The organism is Cryobacterium algoricola, from assembly GCF_004402485.1.
Lineage (GTDB): Bacteria > Actinomycetota > Actinomycetes > Actinomycetales > Microbacteriaceae > Cryobacterium > Cryobacterium algoricola.
Genome location: NZ_SOFG01000011.1, coordinates 440653 through 466181, shown reverse-complemented (window position 1 = coordinate 466181; position 25529 = coordinate 440653). Strand labels below are relative to the sequence as shown.

Genomic DNA, 25529 nt, shown 5'->3' with positions numbered 1-25529 from the left:
TGGTTTCAGCGCGCGGGGGTGACGCCCAGCATCCGCTCGAAGCCGGTCGCGCGGGCGTAGACGCCGTAGTTGCCGATCTCGGTGTAGCCGAGGCTGCGGTACATCGCGAGGGCCTCCGGCTGCCTGTAGCCCGTCTCGAGGAGCAAGCGGGAGTAGCCGAGCTCCCGGCCGAGCGCCTCGAGCTCGCCGAGCACTGCGACGGCGTGCCCCTGCCTGCGGTGGGCGGGGCTCGTCCACAGGCGTTTGGCCTCGCAGGTGTCGTCGTCGAACCGACGGATGCCGCCGCCCGCGATGGTTTCGTCGCCGTCACGCAGCACGATGAACCCGCCGCCCGGCGCCGCGAAGTCCGCGGCACTGTCTTCGAGGACGTCGTCGCCGCCGCCGTAGCGCAGCACGTATTCGCGGTGCAGGTCGGTCAGCAGGGGGACGACTTCGGCGTCGGTCAGACGTACGCGAACAAATTCCACGGATCCAGTCTGCCCGGTAAACTCCTCGTGTGTCTGTCAACCCCGAACTGCAGGGCCGGGTCTTCCCGCCCGTCGCCCCCTATCTCGTCGGTCGGGAGAAGGTGCGGGAGTTCTCCCGCGCCGTCTTCGCGCGCAACCCGATCAACCACGACCCGGATGCCGCCCGCGCGGCCGGATACGCCGACGTCGTCGCCCCTCCGACCTTCGCGGTCGTCGTGCAGGAGGCCACGCTCGCGCAGCTCCTCGCCGAGCCCGACGGCGGCATCGACTTCAGCCGGGTGGTGCACGGCGAGCAGCGCTTCACGTTCAGCCGCCCGATCGTCGCCGGCGACGAACTGACCGCGACCCTGTCCGTCGCGAGCGTCAAGAGCCTCGGCGGCCACTCGATGGTCACCGCGGAGTCCCGCGTCGTCGACGCGACCGGCGCCCACGTCGTCACTGCGACATCCACCCTCGTCGTCAGGGGAGACGAATGACCCAGGCAGCCGCGGCCACGCCCGCACTCGATTCGCTCACCGTCGGCCAGATCGTCGCCACCGGGCTGTTCCCGCTGACGCGCGATTCCCTCGTGCGGTACGCCGGGGCATCCGGTGACTTCAACGCCATCCACTATCGCGACGACGTCGCCGTCTCGGTCGGCCTGCCCGGCGTGCTCGCCCACGGCATGCTCACGATGGGCCTCGCCGTTCAGCCCGTCGTCGACTGGGCAGGCGACCCCGCCCGCGTCGTCGACTACCAGGTGCGCTTCACCCGCCCGGTGCTCGTCGATCCCGCGCTCGGCGCCGTCGTGTCCGTGGTCGCGAAGGTCGGCCGCATCGAAGCGGATGCCGGCATCGTGCGCATCGACCTCACGGTCACCTCGAACGACCAGACCGTCCTCGGCAAGGCGCAGGCACGCGTCTCGCTCGCCTAGGCGCCCATGACTGACGCTGCTTCTGCTTCTGCTGTGCCGGTCTCTGACGCGGGCACCGAGCCGACGGATGCCGCGCCGTCGACGTTCGCCGAACTCACCACGATCCGCACCGGCGGACGCCCGCGGCTCCTGCTCGCTGCGGAAACCGAGGACGAGCTCGTCGCGACCGTCCAGGACGTCTGGGCGTCCGGCGAGGAGTGGTTGCTGCTCGGCGGCGGCTCGAACACCGTCGCGGCGGACACCGAGTTCGACGGCACCGTTGTGCGGGTGCTGACCCGCGGCGTATCGGTCGAGCACTCCGCCGACCGCGTGATCCTGCGCGTGCAGGCCGGCGAACCCTGGGATGCCCTCGTCGCTCACACCGTCGCGCAGGGCTGGTCCGGCATCGAAGCCCTCTCCGGAATTCCCGGCTCGACCGGTGCCGCGCCGGTGCAGAACATCGGCGCATACGGCCAGGAACTCGCCAACAGCCTCGTCGCGATCGACTTCCTCGACTACGAGAGCGGCGAACGGCGCCGCATCCCCGCCGCAGAACTCGAGCTCGGGTACCGCACCTCGCTGCTCAAGCACGGGCTCCGCGGTCTCGTCGTGGCGGTCGAACTGGAGCTGTGGGACACCGCGGCCGAGGCATCCGTTCTCGGAGGAGCGCTCAGCCGTCCCCTCGCCTTCCCCCAGCTCGCGGACGCCCTCGGCGTGCACCTCGGCGACCGCGTGCCGCTCGCCGATGTGCGCGAGACCGTGCTGCGGCTGCGCGCCGCGAAGGGCATGCTGCTTGACCCGGACGACACCGACGCGACGAGCGCCGGGTCGTTCTTCACTAACCCGATCGTCTCCCTCAGCTTCTCGCGGACCCTGCCGGAGTCGGCGCCGCGCTGGCCGCTGAACGACCCCGAGCTGCCCGACCGGGTGATCCCGCTCGACGACTACTACGGGATCGGTCCCGTGCCCGGCGCGACCCTGGTCGTGCCGCTCGTCAAACTGAGCGCGGCGTGGCTCATCGAGCACGCCGGCATCTCGCGCGGCTTCCGGTTGCCCGGTTCCCGGGCCGCGGTGTCGAGCAAGCACACCCTCGCCCTGACCAACACCGGGGGTGCGAGCGGCGAGGAGATCGCCCAGCTCGCCCGGTTCGTGCAGCAGCGCGTGCAGGCGGAGTTCGGCGTCATCCTGCAGCCGGAGCCCGTGCTCGTCGGCCTCGGCCTGTAGCTCCGGGTTGCGCGGCTTCGTGCCTGCCCCTGAGTAACGTGCCCCCAACCAGTTCGACGGAGTTTTTCGATTCTGAACCGGTTTACGCGGCTTCCTGAGTGTCGAAATCCCACAAACTCCGTCGAATCGGTTCGGCCAGCGGATGCCCGGGCGGCTCCAGCGGGCGGCGTTCGGCATCCGTTGCCTGGGTTCAGGTTCCGCGGCTGCCTGCAGCTGCTCTCACGCGCTACATGCGCCGCTCCGCGCCAGGCATGCCGGCAGCGTAGCGGCGGAACTGGCGCGCGGGCCCGGGAGGGGCGCCCAACCAGCGGCCTCGCGGCTCGGGGCTCGCTGTCCCAGGCTGTTGCTCGGCTGCTGCCGTGAGGAACACCCGCGCTGTGGCGCAACTCCCGCGCTCGAGGAGTTGCCGCGCGGCGATCGTGCCGAACGCGGGTGTTCCGCCGATGCGCGGGTGGTGGACCACCCGCGCTGTGGCGCAACTCCCGCGCTCGCTCATCGCAGCGCGAGCGCGCGTGGGGCCGCGACCGGTCAGGTCGCTCGCCGGGCCGCCGCGGCGATGCCCGCGACGATGAGCACGAGCCCCATCAGGATCACGCCCCCGAGCAGCCACAGCGCGGGGTCGGTCTCGCCGGGCACGAGCGTGCGATAGATGATGAAGCCCGAGAAGGCGAGCATCACCGTGCCCCAGAAGATCGTGCCGAAGAGCGGACGCCGCCGCCGAGCCGGCGCCGCAGGCCACGGCTCCGGGGCACTCGCGCTCGGAGCCGCGTAAGCGGGTGCGGTCGGTGCGGTCGGCGCAGGGGGCGGCGGCGTCGAGCCGGACGCCGGGGTCGCAGCCGCAGCGGCACTCCGGACCAGGGGTACAGCGGGTTCCCGCGGTGCGGCGAATGCGGTGAACTCCGGAATGACCGGCTCGGCCGGGAGCACTTCGGTCTCAGCCAGTCCCGAACGGTCCATCGTCCCGAACGGAAGGACATCGGTGTCTGCGGCCGATACGCCAGAGGTGGTCGAGGGCTCGGCCGGCAGGATGGTGGTCTCTGCGGTCGATGCGGCCGTGCCGTCGGCCGGCAGGACGGCGGTGTCCGCGGTCGATTCGACCGAGGGGGTGGCGGTCTCGTCCGGCAGGACGGCGGTCCCGGTTGAATCGGCTGAGGGCGTTGGTTCTGATCCGGCGGAGCCGGACTCGAACGGGAGCACTTCTGTATCGGACTCCGAGGTCGGGAAGGGGACGGTCGCGCTGAGGGGGAGGCCGGCGGTGTCGGGCGACCCGGTGGAATCTGACGTTCCGGCGGTGTCGGGCGACTCTGCGGGCTCGTCGGGACGGCCCGAACCGGCGGATGGGGTGACGGGATCGGTCATGGCGGACTCCTAGCGTGCGGTGCCGACGCGGACGCCGGACTGAGTGAGGTCGACCTGGCCGGCGAACGACCAGACGCGAACGTGGGTGACGGCCCGGGCATCCGTGCCGTTGACGGTGCGCACGTCGCGGAGGAAGACACCGGCGCGCTCGGGGTCGCGTGATTCCCCGCCCGTCGTCACGACGCCGGCGAGGAGGTTGACCTCGACCTCGACGGGCCGGTCGCTCGGCAGCTCGAGCGTCGTCACGCCGAATCCGAGCCACACGTCGATCGTGCGGGCGTCCCGGGCCGGGGCATTGTCGAGGGCGGTGAGGTCGACGGTCGGCGTGCCGGCGAACATCGCGTAGCCGGGGGGTGCCCCGGCAGAGGAGGACGGCACGGCCCAGTTGTGGGTGCCGGCGAAGGCGAACTGGGTGCCCTGCGGCATCCAGCCGAGGGCGACGAGGGTGAGCGCCGCGAGGAACGCGAGCCCGCCGAGCGCCCCGCTCTCGCGGCCACGGATGCCGGAGACGATCATGCCGATCGCGGCGACACCGAGGGCGACGGCGAGGCCGAGGACGAACGCGGAATTCGACCAGACCCCGTGCGCGTAGACGGACGCGACGATCGCTCCGGCGAGCAGCGCGACCCCGAGGGTGATCGCCGACACGGCGGCGCTCGGGCGGCGGCCGCGACGCCAGGCGGCCTGTTCGGCCTGCCGCTGACGCTGGCGTTCCTGCCAGGCGAGGTTCTGCTCGCGCCACGCGCGGTTCTGTTCGGTCCGCACCCGGTTCTGCTCCTGCCAGGCCTGGTTCGCGGCCGTCGCACTCGCGGCGTTCGCCGCGTACGCGCCGGTCGCGGGTGCGCCCGGGGTGCCCGGGCCGCCCGGGTAAGCGGATGCCCCCGGGTACGTCCCCGGCGTCGGCTGCGGGATTCCGTTCCGGTTCCGGTAGTCGGCCTGGTACGGGTTCTCGGTCGCGGATGGCGAAGCGGTCCACGACGATTGCGGGGCGAAGCCGGCGGAAGACGTGGCCTCGGGCGCCGGCGGAGCCGGGGGTGCGGGGGGCGCGCCGGGCGCGGGCGGGGTGGGACCGGCATCCGCTGCCGAGCCGTAACCCGAGGTCGGACGCGGGCGCTCGCCGGAACCGGAACCCGGACCGGGGCTGTACCCGGTACCGTCGCCGGAACCGTAGCCGCCGTTTCCGCCGCGGGATGAACCCCCGCCGCCCGGACCGCGGCGAACGAGGTAGAGCACGAGCCAGACGATGCCGGCGACGACCGCGAGGCCCCAGGCGGCGCTCAGCGAGGTGCTCAGCCAGCCGGGCATGCCCCAGGCGGCGGGAGGGCCGTCCCACCAGAATCCGCGGGTGAACGGCACGATGGTGAGGAGCAGGACGGCGCCGATCCCGATCATGGCGGGCTCGAAGCGGCCACGGAGGGCTTCCTCGGCGTGGATGCGGCCGAGCGCGTTGGGCAGGAGCGCCCAGCCGACCGCGTAGACGAAGAGCACGGGAGCCCCGAGCACGGCGAGAACGAACGCGATGCCGCGCACGATGATCGGGTCGAGGCCGGTGCGGCCGGCGATCGCGCCGCAGACTCCGGCGAACCAGCGGTCAGCGCCGCGGACCATGCCGCTGCGGCGGATCCAGTCGAAGAAACGGGTGAGCTGGTCTGGACCCGACGGGCCCGGGCCGGCCGGATATGTCGGATTACGCGGTTGATCGGTCATAACTTCACCCAACCACTCGCGGTGGCGCGCTGCTATGGGGGAGAACCCTGAACGGACCCTGAGATCTGGCCGCACCGGATCGGGGCGGCCTTCGGGGTGCTTGGATGAAGACATGAGAACCGAGCGGATGACCCGGCCGCGCCAGCGGATCATCGCCGGCGTCTGCGCGGGGTTCGCCGAACACACCGGGTTGTCCGTGACCGTGGTGCGCAGCGCGACGCTGCTGCTCGTCCTCGCCGGCGGGTCCGGCGCGCTGCTCTACGCCTGGCTCTGGGTGACGACGCCGACAGAGACAGCGAACCCGGCCCGGTTCGGGGCGGGCGAACTCCCCAAGGCGAGTCTCGCGCGCCCGGCGCCCGGGTACGCAGGCTCCTCCGGCTCCGGCTCCGGCTCTGACTCCGGTTCCGGCCTCGGCGGGCCGGCGGATGCCGCGGCCGAGAGAGCCGCCGCCGCCGCGTCCTCGGCCCGGTCGGCCCCGATCACGGAGATCCTGCTCGGCCTCGCCCTCCTCGCCGCCGGGCTCACCCTCGTCGCGAGCCGCCTCGGCGCCGATATCCCGCTCGCCGTCGTCATCCCCGCGATCGTCGTGCTCTCGGGGACCGCGCTCGCCTGGCGGCAGTTCGCGGACATCCGCGGCGGTTCGGAGCAGCACTCCTCCGCCCTGCTCGTGCGCGCCCTCGGCGCCCTCGTGCTCGTCGCGGTCGGGATCCTGCTGTTCTTCGTGACGAGCGACAGCCCGGACGGATGGACGGTCGTGATCGCATCCGCTTCGGTGCTGCTCGGCGTCGTCGTCGTGATCGCGCCGTGGCTCGTGCGGCTCTCGCGCGACCTTGCCGACGAACGCGCCGGGCGGGCCCGCGAGGCCGAACGCGCCGAGATCGCCGCGCACCTGCACGACTCCGTGCTGCAGACGCTCGCGTTGATCCAGCAGAAGGCCGGGCCGCAGAGCGACGCCGCCCGGCTCGCCCGCGCCCAGGAACGAGAGTTGCGCGAGTGGCTGTTCACCGGGACGGGGACCGGTTTCGGCACGGGCGGAGGAGCGGGCGCCGATGGCGGTGGCGGTGCCGGCTCTGGTGTCCCCGACGTCGACCTCCCGACCGCCCTCCGCCGGATCGGCGCGGAGCTCGAGGCCGATTTCCCGGTTCAGTTCGATGTCGTGAGCGCCGGCGCGAGCCTCGGACCCGCCCCGGATGGGCTGCTCGCCGCTGCCCGCGAGGCCATGCTCAACGCGGCGCGGCACGCGGGCGGCCCGGTGTCCGTGTACCTCGAGACGGGGGCGACCGCGGTGAGCCTCAGCGTGACCGACCGCGGGCCCGGCTTCCGGCTCGACGACGTACCGGACGACCGGCACGGCGTCCGTGAGTCCGTCATCGGGCGGATGCGCCGCCTCGGCGGTTCCGCGCTCGTGCGTCCCGGCCCCGGCGGCGCCGGCACGGAGATCCTGCTCACCCTGCCCACGGCATCCGCTGCCCCCGCGGTCCCCGACCCTGCCGCCCCGCACCCAACCAATTCGACGGACTTTGTGATGAAAACGCACCTTACGGGCCCGATTCGGGCCGAAAACCCCGCACTCTCCGTCGAATCGGTTCGGCCGGACCCGGTGCAGCCAGACGAAGCGGATGCCGACGGGAGCCGCTCATGAGCGAGCCGCACGCCGCACCAGACCCGCGCCCGGACCTCGGCACCGCGCCCGGCACGGCCGCCGGGCTCCCGGTCGTGATCGTCGACGACCACTCGATCTTCCGCTCCGGCCTGCGCGCCGAACTCGACGCGGACATCCGGGTGCTCGGCGAGGCCGCGACCGTCGACGAGGCGATCGAACTCGTGGTCGCGCTGCAGCCGCGGGTGGTGCTGCTCGACGTGCACCTGCCCGGCGGGCGCGGCGGCGGCGGCAGCGAGGTCATCCACGATGCCGCGCACCGGGCGCCGCACACCCTGTTCCTCGCGCTGAGCGTCTCCGACGCCGCCGACGACGTGGTCCGGGTGATCCGGGCGGGCGCGCGCGGATACATCACCAAGAGCTCATCGGGGGCCGAGGTCTCCGAAGCCGCACGCCGGGTCGCCGGCGGCGACGCCGTGTTCTCCCCGCGGCTCGCGGGCTTCGTGCTCGACGCGTTCGGCGCGGTCGCCGGCGAGACCGCCGAGACGACGGAGGAACTCGACCGCCTCTCCGCGAGGGAGCAGGAGGTCATGCGGCTGATCGCCCGCGGCTACACCTACAAGGAAGTCGCCGGGAGCCTGTTCATCTCGCCGAAGACCGTCGAGACGCACGTCTCAGCGGTGCTCCGCAAGCTGCAGCTCTCCTCCCGCTACGAACTCACCGCCTGGGCGCTCGAGCGCAAACTGCTCTAGCCGCCCGGCGGCATCCGCCGGGCTAGAGCAGTCCGAGTTCCATCGCCCGGGTCACGGCGCGGGTCCGGTCGCTCACCGCGAGCTTCTCGAAGGCGTGCAGCAGGTGCGTCTTCACGGTCGCCTCGCTGATGAACAGTGAGCGGTCGATCTGCGGGTTGCTCTCGCCGGCCGAGACGAGCCGGAGCACGTCGAGTTCGCGGGCCGACAGGCGCGGCGCCGGGGCGGCATCCACGCGCACCCGCTGCACGAGCATCGCCGCGATCGACGGGGCGAGCGCGGTCTGGCCGCGAGCGACCGAGCGCACGCCCTCGATGATCTCCGCCTGGGGCGCCGCCTTGAGCAGGTACCCGCTCGCCCCGGCCGCGATCGCCGCGAGGATCTGGTCGTCGCTCTCGTAGGTCGTGAGCACCAGCACCCGGGTACGCTCGTTCGCCGCGACGATGAGCGCGGTCGCCGCGACGCCGTCGAGCAGCGGCATCCGCAGGTCCATCAGCACGAGGTCTGGGTCGAGCGCGGCCGCGAGCGCGACGGCCTCCTCGCCGTTGCCTGCCTGCCCGACGACCTCGATGTCGCCGGCGGCGCCGAGCAGCATGGCGATGCCGCCGCGCACGATCGGGTGGTCGTCGGCCACGATGACCCGGATCATCGCTCGCCCCGCACCGATTCGACGGAGGTGCGGGCGTCGTCCGCGCCCGCCGCGGGCACGGTCACCCGCAGCACGGTGCCGCCGCGCTCACCGGCGCCGACCGTGAGACCGCCGCCGACGAGGGCGAGCCGGTCGCGCATCCCCGAGAGGCCGAACCCGTTCTCGTGGGCGGGAGCATAGGCGCCGAGGCCGCGACCGTCGTCGGTCACGGTGAGCACGGCATCCGTGCCCACTCGTTCGAGGCGAACGGATGCCGCCCCCGCGCGGGAGTGCTTGCGCACGTTCGCGAGACCCTCCTGGGCGCAGCGGAGCAGCACGACCTCGTTTTCGCGGTCGAGCCGGTCGAGTCCGTCGAGGCCGGGCGCCGAGACGGACACCAGCACCTGGATGCCGGTCTCGCGTTCGAAGCGTGCAGCGAGGCGGCGCAGGGTCTCGGCGAGGGTCGAGTCGCCGACCCGCACGGGCGACATCGCCGCGACCAGGGTGCGCGCCTCGGTCAGGGCCTGCCGGGCGGTGTCCTCGATGAGTTCGACGGTGGGCCGCGCCCCGCTGTCCGGCCCGAGCTCGTTCCCCGCGCGCTGGGCGAGCATCACGAGGCTCGTCAGGCTCTGGGCGATGGTGTCGTGGATCTCCCTGGACAGGCGTTCCCGCTCGGCCGCGCTCCCGGCATCCCGGTGCAGGGCGGCGAGCTCGTCCTGGGCGACGCTGAGCTCCTCGTAGAGGCGGCGCTGGGTGTTGCCGTCGCGGGCGATGCGGGTGATCCAGGCGCCCATCGCGATCGCGAAGACGAAGGAGATGCCTTCCGTCGCAAACGCCTGGCCCAGGGCGGACGCGGTGCCGCCGATGCCCAGCCAGAGCCCGGCCGCCGCCGATGCCGCGAGGAGGGCGCTCAGGACGACCGAGACGAGGAAGGAATCGGTGAGCGTCCAGAGTAGCGGGAAGGCGATCGCCTGGAGCGTCGCAAGGCTCGGGTTGAACGCCGCGGCGACGCCGACGCCGACGATCAGCACGCCGCGGAAGGCCGTCGCGGCCATCCCCGATTGCGCGGCCCGTCCGCTCGGGCAGTCGATGGCGCGCCGCCCGAACCAGAGATAGCCGACACCGATCGCGGCGAGTGTTGCGAGAGCGCCGATCCGCCCGAGCTCGTGCCCGTACCGGTAGGTGTCGGAGGCCGCGAGCACTCCCATCAGGAGCAGGGACCCGCCGACGGCGACGTCCCACCAGCGCACAGTCGTCATGGCCGGAATCCTCATGCGCCCAGCCTCCCACGGCGGCGGTGACCGGAGAACACCGGTTCAGCTGTCCTTGCGGATCCAGCGGAACGTCACCCGGCTGAGCACGAGTCCGACCACGAGCCAGATCCCGAGGTTGAGCGCGACGAGCGGGAGGTCCCAGGACCCGTTCTGCTCGAGGCTCGCAAAGCTGTCCGGCAGGAACACCGAGCGCATCCCCTGCGCCATCCACTTGAGCGGGAACAGGCTCGCGACATTCTGCATCCACTCGGGCAGCACGTAGAACTGCAGGTAGACGCCCGAGATGAACTGCAGGATCAGCACGATCGGGATCACAACGGCGGTCGCGCTCTTCCCGGAGCGCGGCAGCGCGGAGAGCGCAATGCCGAGGAACGCGCAGGCGATCACGCCGAACAGGAACACCCAGGCGAAGGTCAGCCAGGTGGATGGTTCGGTCGGCAGGGCGATATCGAGCACGAACCGCGCCACGAGGATCAGCAGTGCCGCCTGGATCGCGCCGGTGACGAGCACCATCCCGATCTTGCCGATGAAGTAGCTCAGCGGGGACAGCGGGGTGCCGCCGAGTCGTTTGAGAGTGCCGTCGCTCTTCTCCCCGGCGATGTCGACCGCGAGGTTCTGCACGCCGGAGAGCAGCATGCCCGCCGCGAGCATGCCCGGAAGGTAATACGCGCCGACGCTGACGCCACCGCTGCCATCGGGCGCTGTGCCGATGTTGCCGGCCGAGCCGAACGCGGCGGTGAAGATCGCGAGCATGATGAACGGGAACAGGAACGTGAAGAACACGCTGTCCGGGGTGCGGAAGTACATGCGCGCTTCGTAATACACCCGGGCGAGGCCGAGCCGCAGCACGCCGTGGCGGGCCGAGCGGATGCTGCCGGTCCCGGTGGTCGTGTCGAGTGTGGTCATGCGAGCACCTCCGTGCTGTCGTCAGAAGTGGACGAGTCGGCAGCGGATGCCGCCGCCGTGGTTTCCGCGCGGTCGTCGCGCACGAGCCCGAGGTAGACGTCCTCGAGGCTCGGCCGGATCACCTCGAGTTCGGCCGGCTCCCCGGCACCCTTGCCACTCGCGCCGACGCTCGCAGCGACGAGCTCGGCCACGACGCGGCCCGGCTGGTCGGTGCGGATCTCGTGGGACTGGCCCGCCGCATCCCGCCAGCGCACGAGCGGAACCCGCGCCTCCGCCCCGCCGATCTCGTCGATCGCGCCGATGTCGATCAGGCGGCCCCCGGTGATCACCCCGGCGCGGTCGCCGAGCTGGGCGGCCTCGTCGAGGTAGTGGGTCGTGAGCAGGATCGTGGTGCCCTCGGACTTCAGGCTGCGCACGAGGTCCCAGAACTGGTGGCGTGCCTCGGGGTCGAACCCCGTGGTCGGTTCGTCGAGGAAGAGGAGCTCCGGCCGGCCGATGATGCCGAGCGCGACATCCACCCGCCGGCGCTGTCCGCCGGACAGCCGGCTGATCCGGGTCTTCGCCTTCTCCTCGAGGCCGACGGCCGCGATGACCTCCGTCACGTCCCGCGGGTTCGGGTAGAGGCTCGCGAAGTGCGCGAGCTGCTCGGCGACCGTGACGTTGCCGCTTTCGCCCGTCGACTGGAGCACGATGCCGAGCCGGGCCTTCCAGTCGAGGCCGCCGTGCTGCGGGTCGGTGCCGAGCACGCTCACCTCGCCGCTGGTGCGGTCGCGGTAGCCCTCGAGGATCTCGATGACCGTGCTCTTGCCCGCGCCGTTCGGGCCGAGGAGCGCGAACGTCTCGCCGGGCCGGATGTCGAAGCTGATGCCCGCGACGGCCTCGAAGGCGCCGTAGGACTTGTGCAGGTTGCGCACGCGCACGACGGGGTCTGAGCTGTTCCTGGGCTCTGGTGTGGTGGTCATACCGAAAGAATCCCACCGGAGGCCCGCGAACGTAAGCGTCCGCCCGGCCGACCCGGGCATCCACCGGTCGGTGGATGCCCGCCCGGCTGCGAGTCAGGCGAAGAGGCGCTGCAGGCGGTGGATGCCTTCGAGCAGCTGGTCGTCCCCGAGTGCGTAGGAGAAGCGCAGGTACCCGCTCGGGCCGAACGCCTCACCGGGAACCGCGGCGACCTCGGCCTGGTCGAGGATCAGGTCGGCGAGCTCGAGAGACGTCGTCGGCGTGACCCCGCCCCAGGTGCGGCCGAGCAGGCCGGTCACGTTCGGGTAGACGTAGAACGCGCCCTGGGGCGTAGGCGTCACCATGCCGGGGATCTTGTTCATCTCGGCGACGATGAGCCTGCGGCGCCGGTCGAAGGCCTCGCGCATCGCGATCGCGTCGTCCTGCGGGCCGGTGAGGGCGGCGATCGCGGCGCGCTGCGACACGTTGGACACGTTCGAGGTGAGGTGGGACTGCAGGTTCGCCGCCGCCTTGATCGCGTCGAGCGGGCCGACCATCCAGCCGAGGCGCCAGCCGGTCATCGCGTACGTCTTGGCGACGCCGTTGACGAGGATGGTGCGGTCGGCGAGGGCGGGAACGGCCTCGACGATCGAGACGGCGCGCACGCCGTCGTAGGTGAGGTTCTGGTAGATCTCGTCGGTGATGACCCAGAGGCCGTGCTCCTCCGCCCACTCGCCGATCGCCTTCGTCTGCTCCGGCGAGTAGACGGCGCCGGTCGGGTTGGAGGGAGAGACGAAGAGCAGCACCTTGGTGCGCTCGGTGCGGGCGGCCTCGAGCTGCTCGACGGTGACGAGGTAGCCCTGGTCGCTGCCGGCGAAGACGTCGACCTGCACGCCGCCGGCAAGCCGGATCGATTCCGGGTAGGTGGTCCAGTACGGGGTCGGCACGATGACCTCGTCGCCCGGGTCGAGCAGGGTCGCGAAGGCCTGGTAGACGGCCTGTTTGCCGCCGTTGGTGACGACCACCTGGGCGGGGGAGACCGCGAGTCCGGAGTCGCGGAGGGTCTTCGCGGCGACGGCCTCGCGCAGGTCGGGCAGGCCAGCGGCCGGCGTGTACTTGTGGTTCTTCGGGTCGCGCACGGCGAGAAGCGCCGCCTCGACGATGTGCGCGGGCGTCGGGAAGTCCGGCTCGCCCGCCGCGAAGCTGATCACGGGTCGACCGGCTGCCTGGAGGGCCTTGGCCTTGCTGTCGACCTTGAGGGTTGCCGATTCCGCGATGGAGCCGATCCGGGTAGAGATTCGCTTGAGTTCGTGAGCCACAGAACGAGCATACGGTGGCCGCACCCGCGCGGCCAGCATCCGCCACGACGACCCCAGCTTTACAGTGGTGCCGGTGTGACCTAGACTTGATCGAGGTAGTTGAAATCTGCCATGCTTTTTTGCGCCTTTTTCTCGTGTTTCTTTCGGGGGGTCTGCGCAGGTCCGCATGGTGATCCGGCTGCATAGGGTGGTGGCTCAATTGGTAGAGCAGCGGTCTCCAAAACCGCAGGTTGCAGGTTCGAGTCCTGTCCGCCCTGCAAGTCGGTGGCATTTCCGTCGGCCCATGAAAGGTGTAACAGGTGGCCCGAAAAGTTGTCGACGAACCCAGTGAGGAAATCGTCGCAGACGCACGACTCGCTCGCGACGCCAAACGCGGTCCGTTCGCACGGATGTCCCTGTTCCTGAAGCAGGTCATGGCGGAGCTCCGCAAGGTGGTCACCCCGACACGCAAGGAACTGCTGAGCTATACGGCTGTCGTCCTGATCTTCGTAGCGATCATGATGGCCCTGGTTTCCGCCCTCGACTGGGTGTTCGCACTCGTCGTGACGTACGTCTTCGGAACACCAGGCGGCTGACCGGCAGCCGCCCACCGGCGGCGAGACCGCATGGCCAGGATTCACGGCAACGCTGCGCGGGACACGTCTTCGTGCCCGCGCACTACATAAGGATTGAGATTTAGTGACTGAGACGAATCACGACGACGTTGACTGGGCCACCGCAGCCGAGCAGGCGTCCGACGACGACGAAGCACAGGAAGGCAACGTCCTCGAAGCGGAAGAAGAGTCCGTGGAAGCCGCCGAACAGGTTGCCGTCCACGTCTTCGACCCCAGCGTCGGCGTTGAAGACAACCTCGACGCCGCACTCGACGCCCTCGCCGGCGCGGTCGACCCCACGGCCGACGCGCTCGTCGACGACGCCCTCGACATCGACTCCATCGACGAGGCAGAAGCCGCCGCCGAAGCCGTCGACGACGAAGAAGAGGTCGACGCGGTCGCGGACGACGCCGATGCAGAGGCCGACGCGGCTGACGCCGCCGGTGCACCCGTCGAAGCCGTGGACGAAGACCCATACGCCGAGTTCCGCAAGGAACTCCGCTTCCAGCCCGGCAAGTGGTTCGTCATCCACTCCTACGCCGGCTTCGAGCGTCGCGTGAAGTCGAACATCGAGAACCGCAAGCAGTCGATGGCCATGGAAGATTTCATCTACCAGGTCGAGGTTCCGATGGAAGACGTCGTCGAGATCAAGAACGGCCAGCGCAAGATGGTCACCCGCGTACGTATCCCCGGATACGTGCTCGTCCGCATGGACCTCAACGAGGACAGCTGGTCCGTCGTCCGGCACACGCCGGGCGTCACCGGCTTCGTCGGCAACGCGCACAACCCGACGCCGCTGCGCTTCGAGGAGGCCTTCGGCATGCTGAAGAGCCTCGTCGAGATCCAGGACGTGCCGTCCGCCAAGGGCGCAGGCACGCACGGCAAGATCGCGACCCGCGCACTGCCCGCCGAGATCGACTACGAAATCGGCGAGACCATCACGATCAAGGAAGGCTCGTTCGCGGGCCTGCCCGGCACGATCAGCGAGATCAAGGCGGAGAGCGGCAAGCTCATCGTCCTCGTCTCCCTGTTCGAGCGTGAGACCCCGGTCGAGCTCAGCTTCGACCAGGTCACCAAGCTTTAGTAAGTTTCCCCACCACCGGGGCCCGTCCGGGCCACCGGGAGAGTTGCCTCACGGCCGCTCGTCATCATAAAAGAAGGAAGAATCATGGCACCGAAGAAGAAGGTTACTGGTCTGATCAAGCTTCAGATCAAGGCCGGCGCCGCAAACCCCGCACCGCCCATCGGGCCGGCACTGGGTCAGCACGGCGTGAACATCATGGAATTCTGCAAGGCATACAACGCCCAGACCGAATCCCAGCGCGGCAACGTCATCCCGGTTGAGATCACCGTGTACGACGACCGTTCCTTCACTTTCATCCTGAAGACCCCGCCGGCGGCGGAGCTCATCAAGAAGGCGACCGGCGTTGCCAAGGGCAGCGGCACCCCGCACACCGTCAAGGTGGCCAAGCTCACCCAGGCGCAGGTCCGCGAGATCGCCGAAGCGAAGATGGTTGACCTCAACGCCAACGACATCGACGCCGCCGCGAAGATCATCGCCGGCACCGCACGCTCCATGGGCGTTACGGTCGAGGCCTAACCCTTACCAGGCATCCGCCACCAGCAGTACGTGGAAGAGCCGGCCAGGCTCGCACCACACTCTCAAATCTTTATATACAGGAGATTCACATGGCACAGAAGTCAAAGGCCTACCGGGCCGCGGCCGAGAAGATCGAGGCCGACAAGTTCTACACCCCCACCGAAGCCGTCGCGATTGCCCGGGAGACCGGCTCCGCGAACTTCAACTCGACCATCGAGGTCGCGTTGAAGCTCGGCGTCGACCCGCGCAAGGCTGACCAGATGGTCCGCGGAACCGTTATTCTTCCTCACGGTACCGGCCGCGTGTCGCGCGTCATCGTCTTCGCAACGGGCCCCGCGGCCGAAGCAGCCCTGGCTGCCGGCGCCGACGAGGTCGGTGGCGACGAGCTCATCGAGAAGGTCGCCGCCGGTTACACCTCCTTCGACTCCGCGGTTTCGACCCCGGAGCTCATGGGCAAGGTCGGTCGTCTCGGTAAGGTCCTCGGCCCGCGTGGCCTCATGCCGAACCCGAAGACCGGAACGGTCACGACCGACGTCGCCCGCGCCGTCAACGACATCAAGGGCGGCAAGATCGCGTTCCGCGTCGACAAGCACGCCAACGTGCAGTTCGTCGTCGGCAAGGCATCCTTCACCGCCGAGCAGCTGAACGAGAACATCACGGCAGCACTCGAGGAGATCGTCCGCCTCAAGCCGAGCTCGTCCAAGGGCCGCTACGTCATGAAGGGCGCCGTCTCGACGACCTTCGGACCGGGCATCCCGCTCGACGTCAACGCCATCTAAGCACCACACCGGCACCACAACGAAGGGCCCGTCGCAAGACGGGCCCTTCGTTGTACCCGGCGCATCCGCCCGTCCGAAGCGCCGCGCGCCCCTTCCGCCGCTCCGCGCCAGGCATGCCAGGCGCGAAGCGGCGGAGATGGCGCGCGAGCCGCGTCGGCGTCCGGCGGTGGGGTCAGTCAGAGACGGATGTCGGGCTCGACTTTCCCGGGGCGGCGGGCGCGGGCGCGGCATTGCCCGGGTGCGCCCGGAGCAGCGCCGCGACCGCGATCGCGTCGCCCTCCGGCTGGTGCGAGTTGGTGTGCGGCTTCGCGATGAACAGGTAGAGCAACCCTGCGCCCATCACGACCGCGAGGCCGATCAGCACGATCCAGTCGTCGAGGAAGACCCCGGTCTTTCCGGGCAGCGCCAGGAGCACCATCGCGAAGACCCCGTAGGCGAGGGCGACGATGTTGACGACGATCCCGGCCCTGCCGAGGTTGAACGGGCCGGCGGGGCGCCAGCCCTTGATCCGCTGGCGGAGAGCGGCGAGCACGACGGCCTGGAACGCGACGTAGATGCCGATCACCGCGAACGCCGTGATCTGGGTGAGGCTGCCGCCCGCGTAGATCAGCAGGCAGAGCGCGAGCGGGATCGAACAGGCGACGATCAGCGCGTTCACCGGGACGGCGGTGCGCGGGCTGACCTTGGAGAGCCAGGCGTGGCCGGGGATCATCCCGTCGCGGGCGAAGGAGAACATCAGCCGGCTGGCTGCGGCCTGCAGGCTCAGTACGCAGGACAGGAAGGCCGTGATCGCGATCACGAGGAAGAGCTTGGCGCCGACCGTTCCGAGCGAGGCCTCGAGGATCGCCGGGATCGGGTCGATGTCGTTGCCGTCGACCACAGCCTGCAGGTCGGGCGCCGCCATCACGTAGCCGCCGAAGGAGAACAGCGCCGAGACCCCGCCGACGAGAATGGTCAGGATCATGGCCCGCGGGATGCCCCTGGCTGGGTTCGCGACCTCCTCGGCCACGTCCCCGCAGGCTTCGAAGCCGTAGAACAGGAACAGGCCGGCAAGGGCCGCGCCGAGGAACGCGACGGCGTAGTTGCCGTCGCCCTCGACACCCATCGTGCTGAAGAAGACGCTGAACTCCTGCTTGCGCTGGAAGATCAGCAGGTAGAGCCCGAGCCCGATCACGCCGATGAGCTCGGCGGCGAGGCCGATCCTGGCGACCCGGCCGAGCATCTTCGTGCCCGAGAAATTGAACGCGAACGCCACCAGCAGGAACAGCACCGAGAGGCCCAGCGTGACCTCCTTCGTGACCGGCGCGTCGATCAGGCTGCCGAGGAAGCCGCTGCCGAACTCGGCGACCGCGGTGATCGTGACGAGCATCGCCCAGACATAGACCCAGGCGGCCATCCAGGCGTAGCGCTTGCCCCAGAGCCGGCGGGTCCACGGATAGATGCCGCCGGCGATCGGGTACTGCGAGACCACCTCGCCGAAGACGAGGGCGACGAGCAGCTGGCCGGCTCCCACGATCACGATCCAGAAGATCGAGGGCGGCCCGCCCGTGCTGAGGGCGAGCGCGAAGAGGGAGTACACGCCGACGAGCGGCGAGAGGTAGGTGAAGCCGAGGGCGAAGTTCGCCCACAGCGACATCGAACGGTGGAAGGAATCCTCGTACCCGAGCACCCTGAGGTGCTCCTGGTCGCCGATCCCCTTCGCGGCGGGCGACTTCCCCGGCTGTTCTGCGCTCATCATGACCTTCCGGCTGTGGTGCGCCCCGACGTCGTCGGCAGGGCGTGTGTGCCCAACATAGTGACACCGCCGCGACAAAGCTATAGAACCGGATGTATTCCCCGGACAGGGGGGATCAGCCGATGTAGCTCATCACGTGCTTGATCCGGGTGTAGTCCTCGAGGCCGTACATCGAGAGGTCCTTGCCGTAGCCGGAGTGCTTGAAGCCGCCGTGCGGCATCTCGGCGACGAGCGGGATGTGCGTGTTGATCCAGACGCAGCCGAAGTCGAGGCGCTTGGCCATCCGCATCGCCCGCGCGTGGTCCTTCGTCCAGACCGAGGAGGCTAGTCCGTACTGCACGTCGTTCGCCCAGGCCAGCGCCTCGGCCTCGTCGGTGAACTTCTGCGCCGTGATGACCGGCCCGAAGATCTCGTTCTGCACCGCGTCGTCGCCCTGCCGCAGGTTCGACACGATCGTCGCCTCGTGGAAGTAGCCGAGGCTGCCCTGGCGCTGCCCGCCGAGAGCGATGTTCGCGTGGTCGGGCAGGCGCTCGATGACGCCCTGCACGCGGGCGAGCTGGTCGGCGCTCGAGAGCGCCCCGAAGAGGATGCCGTCCTCGCGCGGGCCTCCGGTCCGCGCGTTCACGCGGGCGTACGCCGCGAGTGCGGCCACGAACTCGTCGTGGATCCCGGCCTGCACGAGCACCCGGGTGGCCGCGGTGCAGTCCTGGCCGCCGTTGTAGAACGCCGCCGTCGCGATGCCCTCGACGGCTGCGTCGATATCGGCGTCGTCGAACACGATGACGGGGGCCTTGCCGCCGAGCTCGAGGTGCACGCGCTTGACGTCGAGCGCCGCGGTCCCCGCGACCTCCATGCCGGCCCGGACCGACCCGGTGATCGACACCATCTGCGGTGTTCGGTCGGCGACGAGGGCGCGGCCGGTGTCGCGGTTTCCCGTGACGACGTTGAAGACGCCGGCCGGGAAGAACTCCGCGGCGATCTCGGCGAGGAGCAGGGTCGAGACGGGCGTCGAGTCAGAGGGCTTCAGCACGACGGCGTTGCCCGCCGCGAGAGCGGGGGCGATCTTCCAGATCGCCATCATCATCGGGTAATTCCAGGGGGTGACCTGCCCGATCACGCCGATCGGCTCCCGCCGGATGAACGAGGTGTGGTCCTTCAGGTACTCGCCGCCCGACTTGCCCTCGAGCACGCGCGCGGCGCCGGCGAAGAAACGCACCTGGTCGATCATGACCTCGACTTCGTCGCCGACGAGGCCGGCCCGCGGCTTTCCGGTGTTTTCGCTCTCGACGTCGGCGATCTCCTCCGCGCGCTCCGAGAGGGCGTCGGCGAACTTCAGCAGGGCGAGCTGGCGTTCGCCGGGCGTGGTCTCGCCCCACGTCTCGAAGGCGGTCGCCGCTGCGGAGTACGCGGAGGCGACATCCGCTTCGGTCGACACCGGCGTGCGCGCGTAGACCTCCTCGGTGGCGGGGTTCACGATGTCGAGCTGCTCGCTCGCTGCGGACTCGACGTACTGCCCGTTGACGAAGTTACGGAGTTCACGGATGGACATGCGCGGGCCTTTCCCAAACGGCTGGTCGGCGCTGGCGAGGGCCACGGCGCCCGGGGCGGAATTCCCCAGAGGCCGACGATACCCTAAATCATCCCAAATACAATCTTTTATTTCGGTGGGCGCCGGGCGATCACGTCGAACGGGATCCCGGCGCAGGGCATCCGGTCGTAGGCCGCGAGCGGATGCCGCGGGTCAGGCACGATGTCCCCGGCGGCGAGCGAAGCTTCCGTCGAGATCAGCACGCGGCCGACCGAGTTGACGAGGGCGGCGGGCGCATCGAGCCCGAGCAGCACCGGCAGCAGCGCCTGCTCGAGCCGGGTGACCGACACGTCCGCCCCGATCACTCCGACCATGCGGCCGTCGGCGAGGACGGGAAGGGTGAGGGTGACGATGAAGTCGAAGGTGCACAGGTGGTCGACGTACGGACCCGTCACATGCGCTTGCCCGGTGGCCTCCGGCACCCGGTACCACTCGAGGCCGCGGAAGTCGCGCAGGTATTCGGTGTGCACCCGGGCGGCGAGGTCGAGCCGGGTGGGCGCGAGCGTCGTACCGAGCAGGGGGTTCGAGGCGAGGGGCCCGAGCCACCAGGCGAAGTGCGCGGGGCGGCCGGGCCGATAGCCCGCTGCCGCGATGAACCCAGCGCCGACCAGGAGCATGGGGGAGCCCTCCGGTGCCGCACCGCCGAAGAGCGTGGGCACGACGAGGGATTCCACGAGGGCGTCGAGTTCGGCCGTCGTCGCACCGGGGACCGCGGCGGCGACGCGATCGCGCCAGTCGTCGAGCACCAGGAACACGTCGGCGAACGCGGCGCCCACGGCGGAGGCCACGGGTGCGAGTGCGTCCGGCGACGCGCTCGGCACGTCAGGCGCTGACAGCGGATGCAGCATGGAGCGTTCCTCCCCGTTCGATCCTGGTCTTCGCCGCGTGCAGCCACTCGGCCAGGTCGCGCACTTGACCGGCGACGAGGGTGCGGGCGAGCGGCCCGTCGCCGGCCCGGATCGCCGCGACGACGTCCGCGTTGCAGGCCGCGACCCTGGCGCGCATCGACGGGTCGACGAGCCCGAGCAGGAGCAGCGGACCGAACTCGGCCTGCAGCCGGACCTGCTCGCGCACGAGCCGCGCCGACTGGCTGAGCACCGCGAGCTCGAGGTAGAAGCCGCCGGCGTTGGCGCGCGCGCCCGCATCCCGGTCCCAGTCGGCCTGGGCAAGCCACTCGGAGAGCCGGTCGGCGTCGTTCGGCGCCGCGCGGAGGGCCGCCCGTTCCGCGCACCCTTCGACGATGGTGGAAAAGTAGACCGCGAGGTCGGAGAGCTCGACGTGGGCGACGCCCCGGAGCCGGGTGTGCAGGAGCGTCTCGTCCGGGGCATCCGCCTGGATCACGAAGCTGCCGCCGCCGCGGCCGCGACGGGTCTCGACGAGGCCGGACTCGCGCAGGATAACGAGGCCCTCGCGGACCGTGATCAGGGCGACCCCGAATCGGCGGGCGAGTTCCTGCTCGCTCGGCAGGCGTTCGCCCGAGGTGAGCACGCCGAGGATGATGGCATCGGTGAGGCGTCGGGCGACCTGCTCGGCCCGGCCGGCCTCGATGAGCTGGGCGAAGATCGCCTCCCGGGCGCCGGGTCGCAGCTGTGCCTCCATAGACTTCAATGTAGCCGACGGTGGCATGCTGGGAGCGGCCAGACGGGTGCCGGAATCAAAAACATTCGGTATAGGATCACAACTGAGTCCTGTCGCTGTGGCCGACCGGACGCGTCGATGGGGACCGAGGTGAGCTGATGTCGCACGAACCGTCCGCCCGCGCACCCCGGCTGAGGGTTGCCGATTTCTCGCGGGTGCTCGCCGGCCCGTATGCCACGATGATGCTCGCCGACTTCGGCGCCGACGTGATCAAGATCGAGAGCCCGGCGGGGGACGACACCCGGCAGTGGCTGCCGCCCACGGATGCCCAGGGCGCGTCCACCTACTTCGGTGCGGTCAACCGCAACAAGCGTTCGGTCGTCTGCGACCTCGGCACGGACGAGGGACGGGCGGCGGCCTGGCGGCTCGCGACCACGGCGGATGTCGTGGTGGAGAACTTCCGCCCCGGCGTGATGGAACGGTTCGGCCTCGGCTACGAGGCCGTGCGTGCCGCGAACCCCGGCGTCGTCTACTGCTCGATCACGGGCTTCGGCGCAGGAGCCGGCGCCCGGCTGCCCGGATACGACCTCCTCGTGCAGGCCGTCGGCGGGCTGATGAGCGTGACCGGTCCGGCCGACGGGGAGCCGAGCAAGGTCGGCGTCGCCCTCGTGGACGTGCTCGCCGGCCTCAACGCGCTCAGCGGCATCCTGCTCGCGCTCCGCGAACGCGACTCCCGCCGGGGCGATGCCGGTGCCGTCGACGCGGGTGGCCCCGTCGGCGGGCGGGTCGAGGTCGACCTCCTGACGACCCTGCTCTCTGCGCTCACGAACCAGGCGGCCGGCACCCTTGCGACCGGGCACTCTCCGGCCCGCCTCGGCAATGCCCACCCGAGCATCGCCCCGTACGAGCTTTTCGCGGCGGCCGACCGCGACCTCGTGATCGCCGTCGGCACCGACTCCCAATTCCGCACGCTCGTGCGCCTCCTCGGCGCACCCGGCCTCGCGGCGGACCCGCGCTTCCTGGGCAACGCCGACCGGGTCAGGCACCGCGCCGACCTCAGGCCGGCGCTCGAGGCGCTGCTGCGCACCCAGCCGGCGGCGCACTGGGTCGACACGCTCACGGATGCCGGGGTGCCCGCCGGACTGGTCAACTCGATCAGCGAGGCCTTCGCCTTCGCGGCGGGGCTCGGCGTCGAGCCCGTCGTCGAGCTCGGATCGGGTACCGAGCCCCGGCGCCTCAGCCGCCAGGTCGCCAATCCGATCCACCTCGGTGAGCGTCCGGCGAGCTACCGGCTGCTTCCGCCCCGGCTCGGCGAACACGCCGGGGCCGGCTGGCTCGAGCCGGACGCCCACCGCGCCGGTGGCGAGGCCGCTTCGGAGCCGCCGGCGCCGGCATCCGCACCCGGAGCTTCATCGATGGCTGTTCCCACGTCCGTTCCCGCATTCATTCCCGTATCCCCGCCCGCGCTCCGCCGAACCGAACAGGACCTCTCGTGACTGCATCAGGCCGCCCCACACCGCTCGTCGCCACCCCGCTCGTCGATGCGGTCTTCGATCTCGACGAACTCCTCACTCCCGAGGAGGTCGTCTGGTCGCGCAAGGCCCGCGCGTTCGCGACCAACCGCATCCTGCCCACGATCGAGCAGGACTTCGAGGACCGGTTCTTCCGCGCCGAGCTCGTCGCCGAACTCGGCGCGGCCGGCTTCCTCGGCATGCACCTCGAGGGCTACGGCTGCGCGGGCGCGAGCGCCGTGAGCTACGGCCTGGTCTGCCTCGAACTCGAGGCTGCCGACAGCGGCTGGCGCACCCTCGTCTCCGTGCAGGGCTCTCTCGCCATGTCGGCGATCCACAAGTACGGGTCGGAGGACCAGAAACAGCGCTGGCTGCCCGGCATGGCGGCGGGCGCGCTCATCGGCTGCTTCGCCCTCACCGAACCGACCGGCGGCAGCGACCCTGCCGCGATGCGCACGATCGCCCGGCGCGACGGCGACGACTGGGTGCTCACGGGTACCAAGCGCTGGATCGGCCTCGCGAGCGTCGCAGACGTCGCCGTGGTGTGGGCGCAGACCGACGCCGGGGTGCGCGGATTCCTCGTCCCCACCGAGACCGCGGGGTTCACGGCCACACCGATCGCCGGCAAACTCTCGATGCGGGCCTCCATCCAGTGCGACGTCACCCTCGACGGGGTGCGCCTGCCCGGCGATGCCGTCCTCCCCGGCGCCACGGGGCTCTCCGGCCCGTTCGGCTGCCTGAACGAGGCCAGATTCGGCATCGTCTGGGGCGCGATGGGCGCCGCCAGGAGCTGCCTCGACGCCGCGATCGGCCGGTCGCGCAGCCGCGAGGTGTTCGGCCGCCCGATCGGGGCCATGCAACTGACCCAGGCCAAACTCGCCGACATGCTCGTCGAGTACGAGAAGGGCGTCCTGCTCGCCCTGCACCTCGGCCGGCTCAAGGAACGCGGCACCCTCACCCCAGCACAGATCAGCGTCGGCAAACTCAACAGCGTGCGCGAGGCCATTCGGATCGCCGGCCTCGCCCGGTCGATCCTCGGTGGCGACGGAGTGACGAACGAATTCCCGGTGATGCGCCACCTCGCCAACCTCGAATCCGTCCGTACCTATGAGGGCACGGACGAGATCCACCAGCTCGTGATTGGTCGCGCTCTCACGGGGATGACGGCGTTCTGACCCGGGCGGGGCAATCGGAGGACGATTCCGGCCGTACCCCCACTTCGCGCCGCCTGGGCCTGACGGGGCATCCACGCCGTCTTCTCTGGAACCGCGTGTGCAATAGTTGAAAGGCGCGCACGTGGCAACGAGGGCATCGGGGTGGACATAGTGTCGGTAACAGGCGGTCAGGCCGCATTTGCGTACCTGCGCGGGCGCATTCTCTCCGGTGAGATCCCGGGCAATGCCACCCTGCGCGAGCAGGCGCTCGCCGAGGAACTCGGCGTCAGCCGTACCCCGATCCGGGAGGCGCTGCGGCGGCTCGACGAGACCGGCCTTGTCGAGTTCGTGCCGAACAAGGGTGCCACGGTCATCGCCTGGACGACCGAGCAGATGCGCGAGACCTACTACCTGCGGGCCATGCTCGAGAGCCGCGCGGCAGGCCTCGCCGCGGTGCGGATCTCCGACAACGACCTCGCGCGCCTCGCCGACCTGATCACCGTGATGGATGAGTTCGTGCTCGCGGAGGACGACGCCGGAATCTCCCGGCTCGGCGAACTCAACGCTGAATTCCACCGCATCATCGTCACCGCCGCCGAGAACGCCCAGCTCACTCGCCTGACCGTGTCCGTCGGCCGGGTGCCGCTGATGGCGAAGGCCTTCCGGCGCGACAGCGGATCCTTCCGCGCGGTGAGCAATCACCATCACCGCGACATCCTCGCCGCCCTGATCTCGCGCGACGCGCTTTGGGCTGCGACGGCCATGCGGTCGCACATCCTTGCCGCGCGCAATTCGGTGCAGAGCTGGGACCGGGACGAGGGCGCCATCGTCGGCCCGGGCGCCGATCAGTCCGCGACGGCCAGTCCGCTCGACGCGGTCGAGCTCGACGCTGACGCTATCGATGCGGCCGACCTGGCCGACCTGGCCGACCTGGCGGACTTCACTCCATAACCCGCGTCCAGGATCTCGGCGACGGAGCCGTGCCGGGCGATCCGGCCGGCCTCGAGCACCGCAACCCGGTCACAGGTCTCCGCGACGATCTCGAAATCGGTCGACGCGACGAGGAGCGCGAACTCTTTCGCGTGCCACACGTCGCGCAGCAGGATGGCGTGCGCGGCCCGCGCGTCCGGTTCCAGCCCCGTGCCGGGGGAGACGGCGATGACGAGGGCGGGGTCGCCGGAGAGGACGGCGGCCAGGACCACCCGGTGGAGCACGACGGGGTCGAGGTCCTGCGGATATTGCCGGGCCCGAGCGGCCGGATCGACGACACCGACCAGGTCGAGCAGGTCGACGATGTGCCGCCGCGCGACGTCCGGGGTGACGCCGATGCGTTTCCGCAGTGCGCCGGCAAGCTGGTTCCTGACCGAGCGGCTGCGGTCGAAGCCGCTGAGCGGGTCGGCGGGGAGGTAGCCGATCGCGGTGCCGAGCAGGCGGGCTGCCGGGCGACGCTTGAGACCGACCAGTTCGATTCCCTCGACGAGGATCGAGCCGGTCGCGACCGAGGCGCCCTCCGGGAGCCGCCCCGCGATGGCGAGCGCGACCGAGATCGCGCCGGCCGCGACGGTTCCGACGAGGCCCAGGGACTCGCCGTGGGAGACGGACAGGGTGATCGCATCCACCGGGGTCAGCGTCGCGAGGGTCGACGAGATGCCGAGGCCGCGGACGTCGAGCACGGAACTCGCCCGGAAGGCGTGCGAGGGCACTGGGTCCTCATCCGGGTGGTCGTTGGCGGCGGCGGCGGCGGCGGACGGCTTCGCGGCTCCCGATGCCGTGACGGCGAAGTCGGGATCGGGGAAAGGGGTCACGGGCGGGCCAATCATCGCGCTCCAGAAGCTGTATGCAATCTTGACCACATTTTGCGGTAAAGCGCCATAAATGTCGAATTCGTTGCCTACCAATCCGTCATGTTGCATACATCGATTTCGAG

General features: G+C 70.4%; 25 protein-coding genes and 1 tRNA gene. 13 read left to right on the top strand and 13 right to left on the bottom strand.

Features of this window, described 5'->3' with window-relative positions:
• Nucleotides 1-5: 5 nt before the first annotated feature.
• A complete protein-coding gene (locus E3O44_RS08910) occupies nucleotides 6-467 on the bottom strand; it encodes a GNAT family N-acetyltransferase (RefSeq protein ID WP_134534393.1) in 462 nt (153 codons plus the stop codon).
• A gap of 29 nt (nucleotides 468-496) precedes the next feature.
• Here E3O44_RS08910 and E3O44_RS08905 point away from each other — a divergent pair, with 29 nt between their 5' ends.
• Genes E3O44_RS08905 through E3O44_RS08895 form a run of 3 tightly spaced genes read left to right on the top strand, consistent with a single transcriptional unit; the run spans nucleotide 497 to nucleotide 2583 of the window.
• On the top strand, nucleotides 497-943 hold the full coding sequence (locus E3O44_RS08905; protein WP_134534392.1) for an FAS1-like dehydratase domain-containing protein: 447 nt from the start codon (nucleotides 497-499) through the stop codon (nucleotides 941-943).
• Nucleotides 940-1380 (top strand): MaoC family dehydratase, encoded by a 441-nt coding sequence (locus E3O44_RS08900; RefSeq protein WP_134534391.1) that lies wholly within the window; start codon nucleotides 940-942, stop codon nucleotides 1378-1380. Before E3O44_RS08905 ends, E3O44_RS08900 begins: the two co-directional genes overlap by 4 nt.
• A 33-nt stretch (nucleotides 1381-1413) precedes the next feature.
• Nucleotides 1414-2583 (top strand): UDP-N-acetylmuramate dehydrogenase, encoded by a 1170-nt coding sequence (locus tag E3O44_RS08895; protein ID WP_241976184.1) that lies wholly within the window; start codon nucleotides 1414-1416, stop codon nucleotides 2581-2583.
• 528 nt (nucleotides 2584-3111) lie between these two features.
• Here the strand turns inward: E3O44_RS08895 and E3O44_RS08890 are convergent.
• Both E3O44_RS08890 and E3O44_RS08885 read right to left on the bottom strand, forming a co-directional pair.
• Nucleotides 3112-3942, bottom strand: a complete 831-nt coding sequence (locus E3O44_RS08890; RefSeq protein ID WP_134534389.1) for a hypothetical protein — start codon at nucleotides 3940-3942, stop codon at nucleotides 3112-3114.
• A gap of 9 nt (nucleotides 3943-3951) precedes the next feature.
• Nucleotides 3952-5649, bottom strand: coding sequence for a PspC domain-containing protein (locus E3O44_RS08885; RefSeq protein WP_166792589.1), 1698 nt, complete (start codon nucleotides 5647-5649; stop codon nucleotides 3952-3954).
• A 112-nt stretch (nucleotides 5650-5761) separates the two neighbouring features.
• Between E3O44_RS08885 and E3O44_RS08880 the strand changes: the two genes are divergently transcribed.
• Both E3O44_RS08880 and E3O44_RS08875 read left to right on the top strand, forming a co-directional pair.
• On the top strand, nucleotides 5762-7291 hold the full coding sequence (locus E3O44_RS08880) for an ATP-binding protein (RefSeq protein ID WP_134534387.1): 1530 nt from the start codon (nucleotides 5762-5764) through the stop codon (nucleotides 7289-7291).
• The gene (locus E3O44_RS08875; RefSeq protein WP_134534386.1) at nucleotides 7288-8001 is read left to right on the top strand and encodes a LuxR C-terminal-related transcriptional regulator; all 714 of its coding nucleotides are present in this window, start codon (nucleotides 7288-7290) and stop codon (nucleotides 7999-8001) included. The genes E3O44_RS08880 and E3O44_RS08875 overlap by 4 nt, the downstream gene beginning before the upstream one ends.
• Before the next feature lie 22 nt (nucleotides 8002-8023).
• On the opposite strand, the gene E3O44_RS08870 is transcribed toward E3O44_RS08875, so the two are convergent.
• The 5 genes from E3O44_RS08870 to E3O44_RS08850 form a co-directional block, all read right to left on the bottom strand.
• The gene (locus E3O44_RS08870) at nucleotides 8024-8647 is read right to left on the bottom strand and encodes a response regulator (protein ID WP_134534385.1); all 624 of its coding nucleotides are present in this window, start codon (nucleotides 8645-8647) and stop codon (nucleotides 8024-8026) included.
• Nucleotides 8644-9885 (bottom strand): sensor histidine kinase, encoded by a 1242-nt coding sequence (locus E3O44_RS08865; protein ID WP_166792588.1) that lies wholly within the window; start codon nucleotides 9883-9885, stop codon nucleotides 8644-8646. The genes E3O44_RS08870 and E3O44_RS08865 overlap by 4 nt, the downstream gene beginning before the upstream one ends.
• A gap of 57 nt (nucleotides 9886-9942) precedes the next feature.
• Nucleotides 9943-10806: an ABC transporter permease gene (locus tag E3O44_RS08860; protein WP_134534383.1), complete on the bottom strand. Its 864-nt coding sequence runs from the start codon at nucleotides 10804-10806 to the stop codon at nucleotides 9943-9945.
• Nucleotides 10803-11768 carry an ABC transporter ATP-binding protein gene (locus tag E3O44_RS08855; protein WP_134534382.1) on the bottom strand — a complete coding sequence of 322 codons (966 nt, stop codon included), beginning with the start codon at nucleotides 11766-11768 and terminating at the stop codon, nucleotides 10803-10805. Before E3O44_RS08855 ends, E3O44_RS08860 begins: the two co-directional genes overlap by 4 nt.
• A 93-nt stretch (nucleotides 11769-11861) precedes the next feature.
• Nucleotides 11862-13103 carry a pyridoxal phosphate-dependent aminotransferase gene (locus E3O44_RS08850; RefSeq protein WP_134534381.1) on the bottom strand — a complete coding sequence of 414 codons (1242 nt, stop codon included), beginning with the start codon at nucleotides 13101-13103 and terminating at the stop codon, nucleotides 11862-11864.
• Nucleotides 13104-13248: 145 nt separating this feature from the next.
• Between E3O44_RS08850 and E3O44_RS08845 the strand changes: the two genes are divergently transcribed.
• The 5 genes from E3O44_RS08845 to rplA all read left to right on the top strand — a co-directional run bounded on the left by E3O44_RS08845 (nucleotide 13249) and on the right by rplA (nucleotide 16036).
• Nucleotides 13249-13321 (top strand) — tRNA-Trp (locus E3O44_RS08845).
• 42 nt (nucleotides 13322-13363) lie between these two features.
• Complete coding sequence (secE, locus tag E3O44_RS08840; RefSeq protein WP_134534380.1) at nucleotides 13364-13639, top strand: preprotein translocase subunit SecE; 276 nt, start codon at nucleotides 13364-13366, stop codon at nucleotides 13637-13639.
• 103 nt (nucleotides 13640-13742) lie between these two features.
• Nucleotides 13743-14741 carry a transcription termination/antitermination protein NusG gene (gene nusG / locus E3O44_RS08835; RefSeq protein WP_134534379.1) on the top strand — a complete coding sequence of 333 codons (999 nt, stop codon included), beginning with the start codon at nucleotides 13743-13745 and terminating at the stop codon, nucleotides 14739-14741.
• Nucleotides 14742-14825: 84 nt separating this feature from the next.
• The gene (rplK, locus tag E3O44_RS08830) at nucleotides 14826-15257 is read left to right on the top strand and encodes a 50S ribosomal protein L11 (RefSeq protein WP_134534378.1); all 432 of its coding nucleotides are present in this window, start codon (nucleotides 14826-14828) and stop codon (nucleotides 15255-15257) included.
• A gap of 89 nt (nucleotides 15258-15346) precedes the next feature.
• Entirely contained in the window at nucleotides 15347-16036 is a 690-nt protein-coding gene (rplA, locus tag E3O44_RS08825; protein ID WP_134534377.1) for a 50S ribosomal protein L1, read from the top strand.
• A 172-nt stretch (nucleotides 16037-16208) separates the two neighbouring features.
• Here rplA and E3O44_RS08820 read toward each other — a convergent pair whose 3' ends face one another.
• The 4 genes from E3O44_RS08820 to E3O44_RS08805 form a co-directional block, all read right to left on the bottom strand.
• Nucleotides 16209-17774 (bottom strand): APC family permease, encoded by a 1566-nt coding sequence (locus tag E3O44_RS08820; protein WP_241976180.1) that lies wholly within the window; start codon nucleotides 17772-17774, stop codon nucleotides 16209-16211.
• 112 nt (nucleotides 17775-17886) lie between these two features.
• Nucleotides 17887-19320: an aminobutyraldehyde dehydrogenase gene (locus tag E3O44_RS08815; protein ID WP_134534376.1), complete on the bottom strand. Its 1434-nt coding sequence runs from the start codon at nucleotides 19318-19320 to the stop codon at nucleotides 17887-17889.
• 107 nt (nucleotides 19321-19427) lie between these two features.
• Complete coding sequence (locus tag E3O44_RS08810; protein WP_134534375.1) at nucleotides 19428-20207, bottom strand: cache domain-containing protein; 780 nt, start codon at nucleotides 20205-20207, stop codon at nucleotides 19428-19430.
• Entirely contained in the window at nucleotides 20182-20958 is a 777-nt protein-coding gene (locus E3O44_RS08805) for a FadR/GntR family transcriptional regulator (RefSeq protein ID WP_241976179.1), read from the bottom strand. The genes E3O44_RS08810 and E3O44_RS08805 overlap by 26 nt, the downstream gene beginning before the upstream one ends.
• Nucleotides 20959-21095: 137 nt before the next feature.
• On the opposite strand from E3O44_RS08805, the gene E3O44_RS08800 reads away from it, so the two are divergent.
• The 3 genes from E3O44_RS08800 to E3O44_RS08790 all read left to right on the top strand — a co-directional run bounded on the left by E3O44_RS08800 (nucleotide 21096) and on the right by E3O44_RS08790 (nucleotide 24553).
• Nucleotides 21096-22433 (top strand): CaiB/BaiF CoA transferase family protein, encoded by a 1338-nt coding sequence (locus E3O44_RS08800; RefSeq protein WP_134534373.1) that lies wholly within the window; start codon nucleotides 21096-21098, stop codon nucleotides 22431-22433.
• Nucleotides 22430-23623 carry an acyl-CoA dehydrogenase family protein gene (locus E3O44_RS08795; protein ID WP_134534372.1) on the top strand — a complete coding sequence of 398 codons (1194 nt, stop codon included), beginning with the start codon at nucleotides 22430-22432 and terminating at the stop codon, nucleotides 23621-23623. Before E3O44_RS08800 ends, E3O44_RS08795 begins: the two co-directional genes overlap by 4 nt.
• Nucleotides 23624-23773: 150 nt before the next feature.
• The gene (locus E3O44_RS08790) at nucleotides 23774-24553 is read left to right on the top strand and encodes a GntR family transcriptional regulator (RefSeq protein ID WP_134534371.1); all 780 of its coding nucleotides are present in this window, start codon (nucleotides 23774-23776) and stop codon (nucleotides 24551-24553) included.
• Here E3O44_RS08790 and E3O44_RS08785 read toward each other — a convergent pair.
• Nucleotides 24448-25407 (bottom strand): ABC transporter ATP-binding protein, encoded by a 960-nt coding sequence (locus E3O44_RS08785; protein ID WP_134534370.1) that lies wholly within the window; start codon nucleotides 25405-25407, stop codon nucleotides 24448-24450. The genes E3O44_RS08790 and E3O44_RS08785 overlap by 106 nt on opposite strands.
• Nucleotides 25408-25529 lie beyond the last annotated feature (122 nt).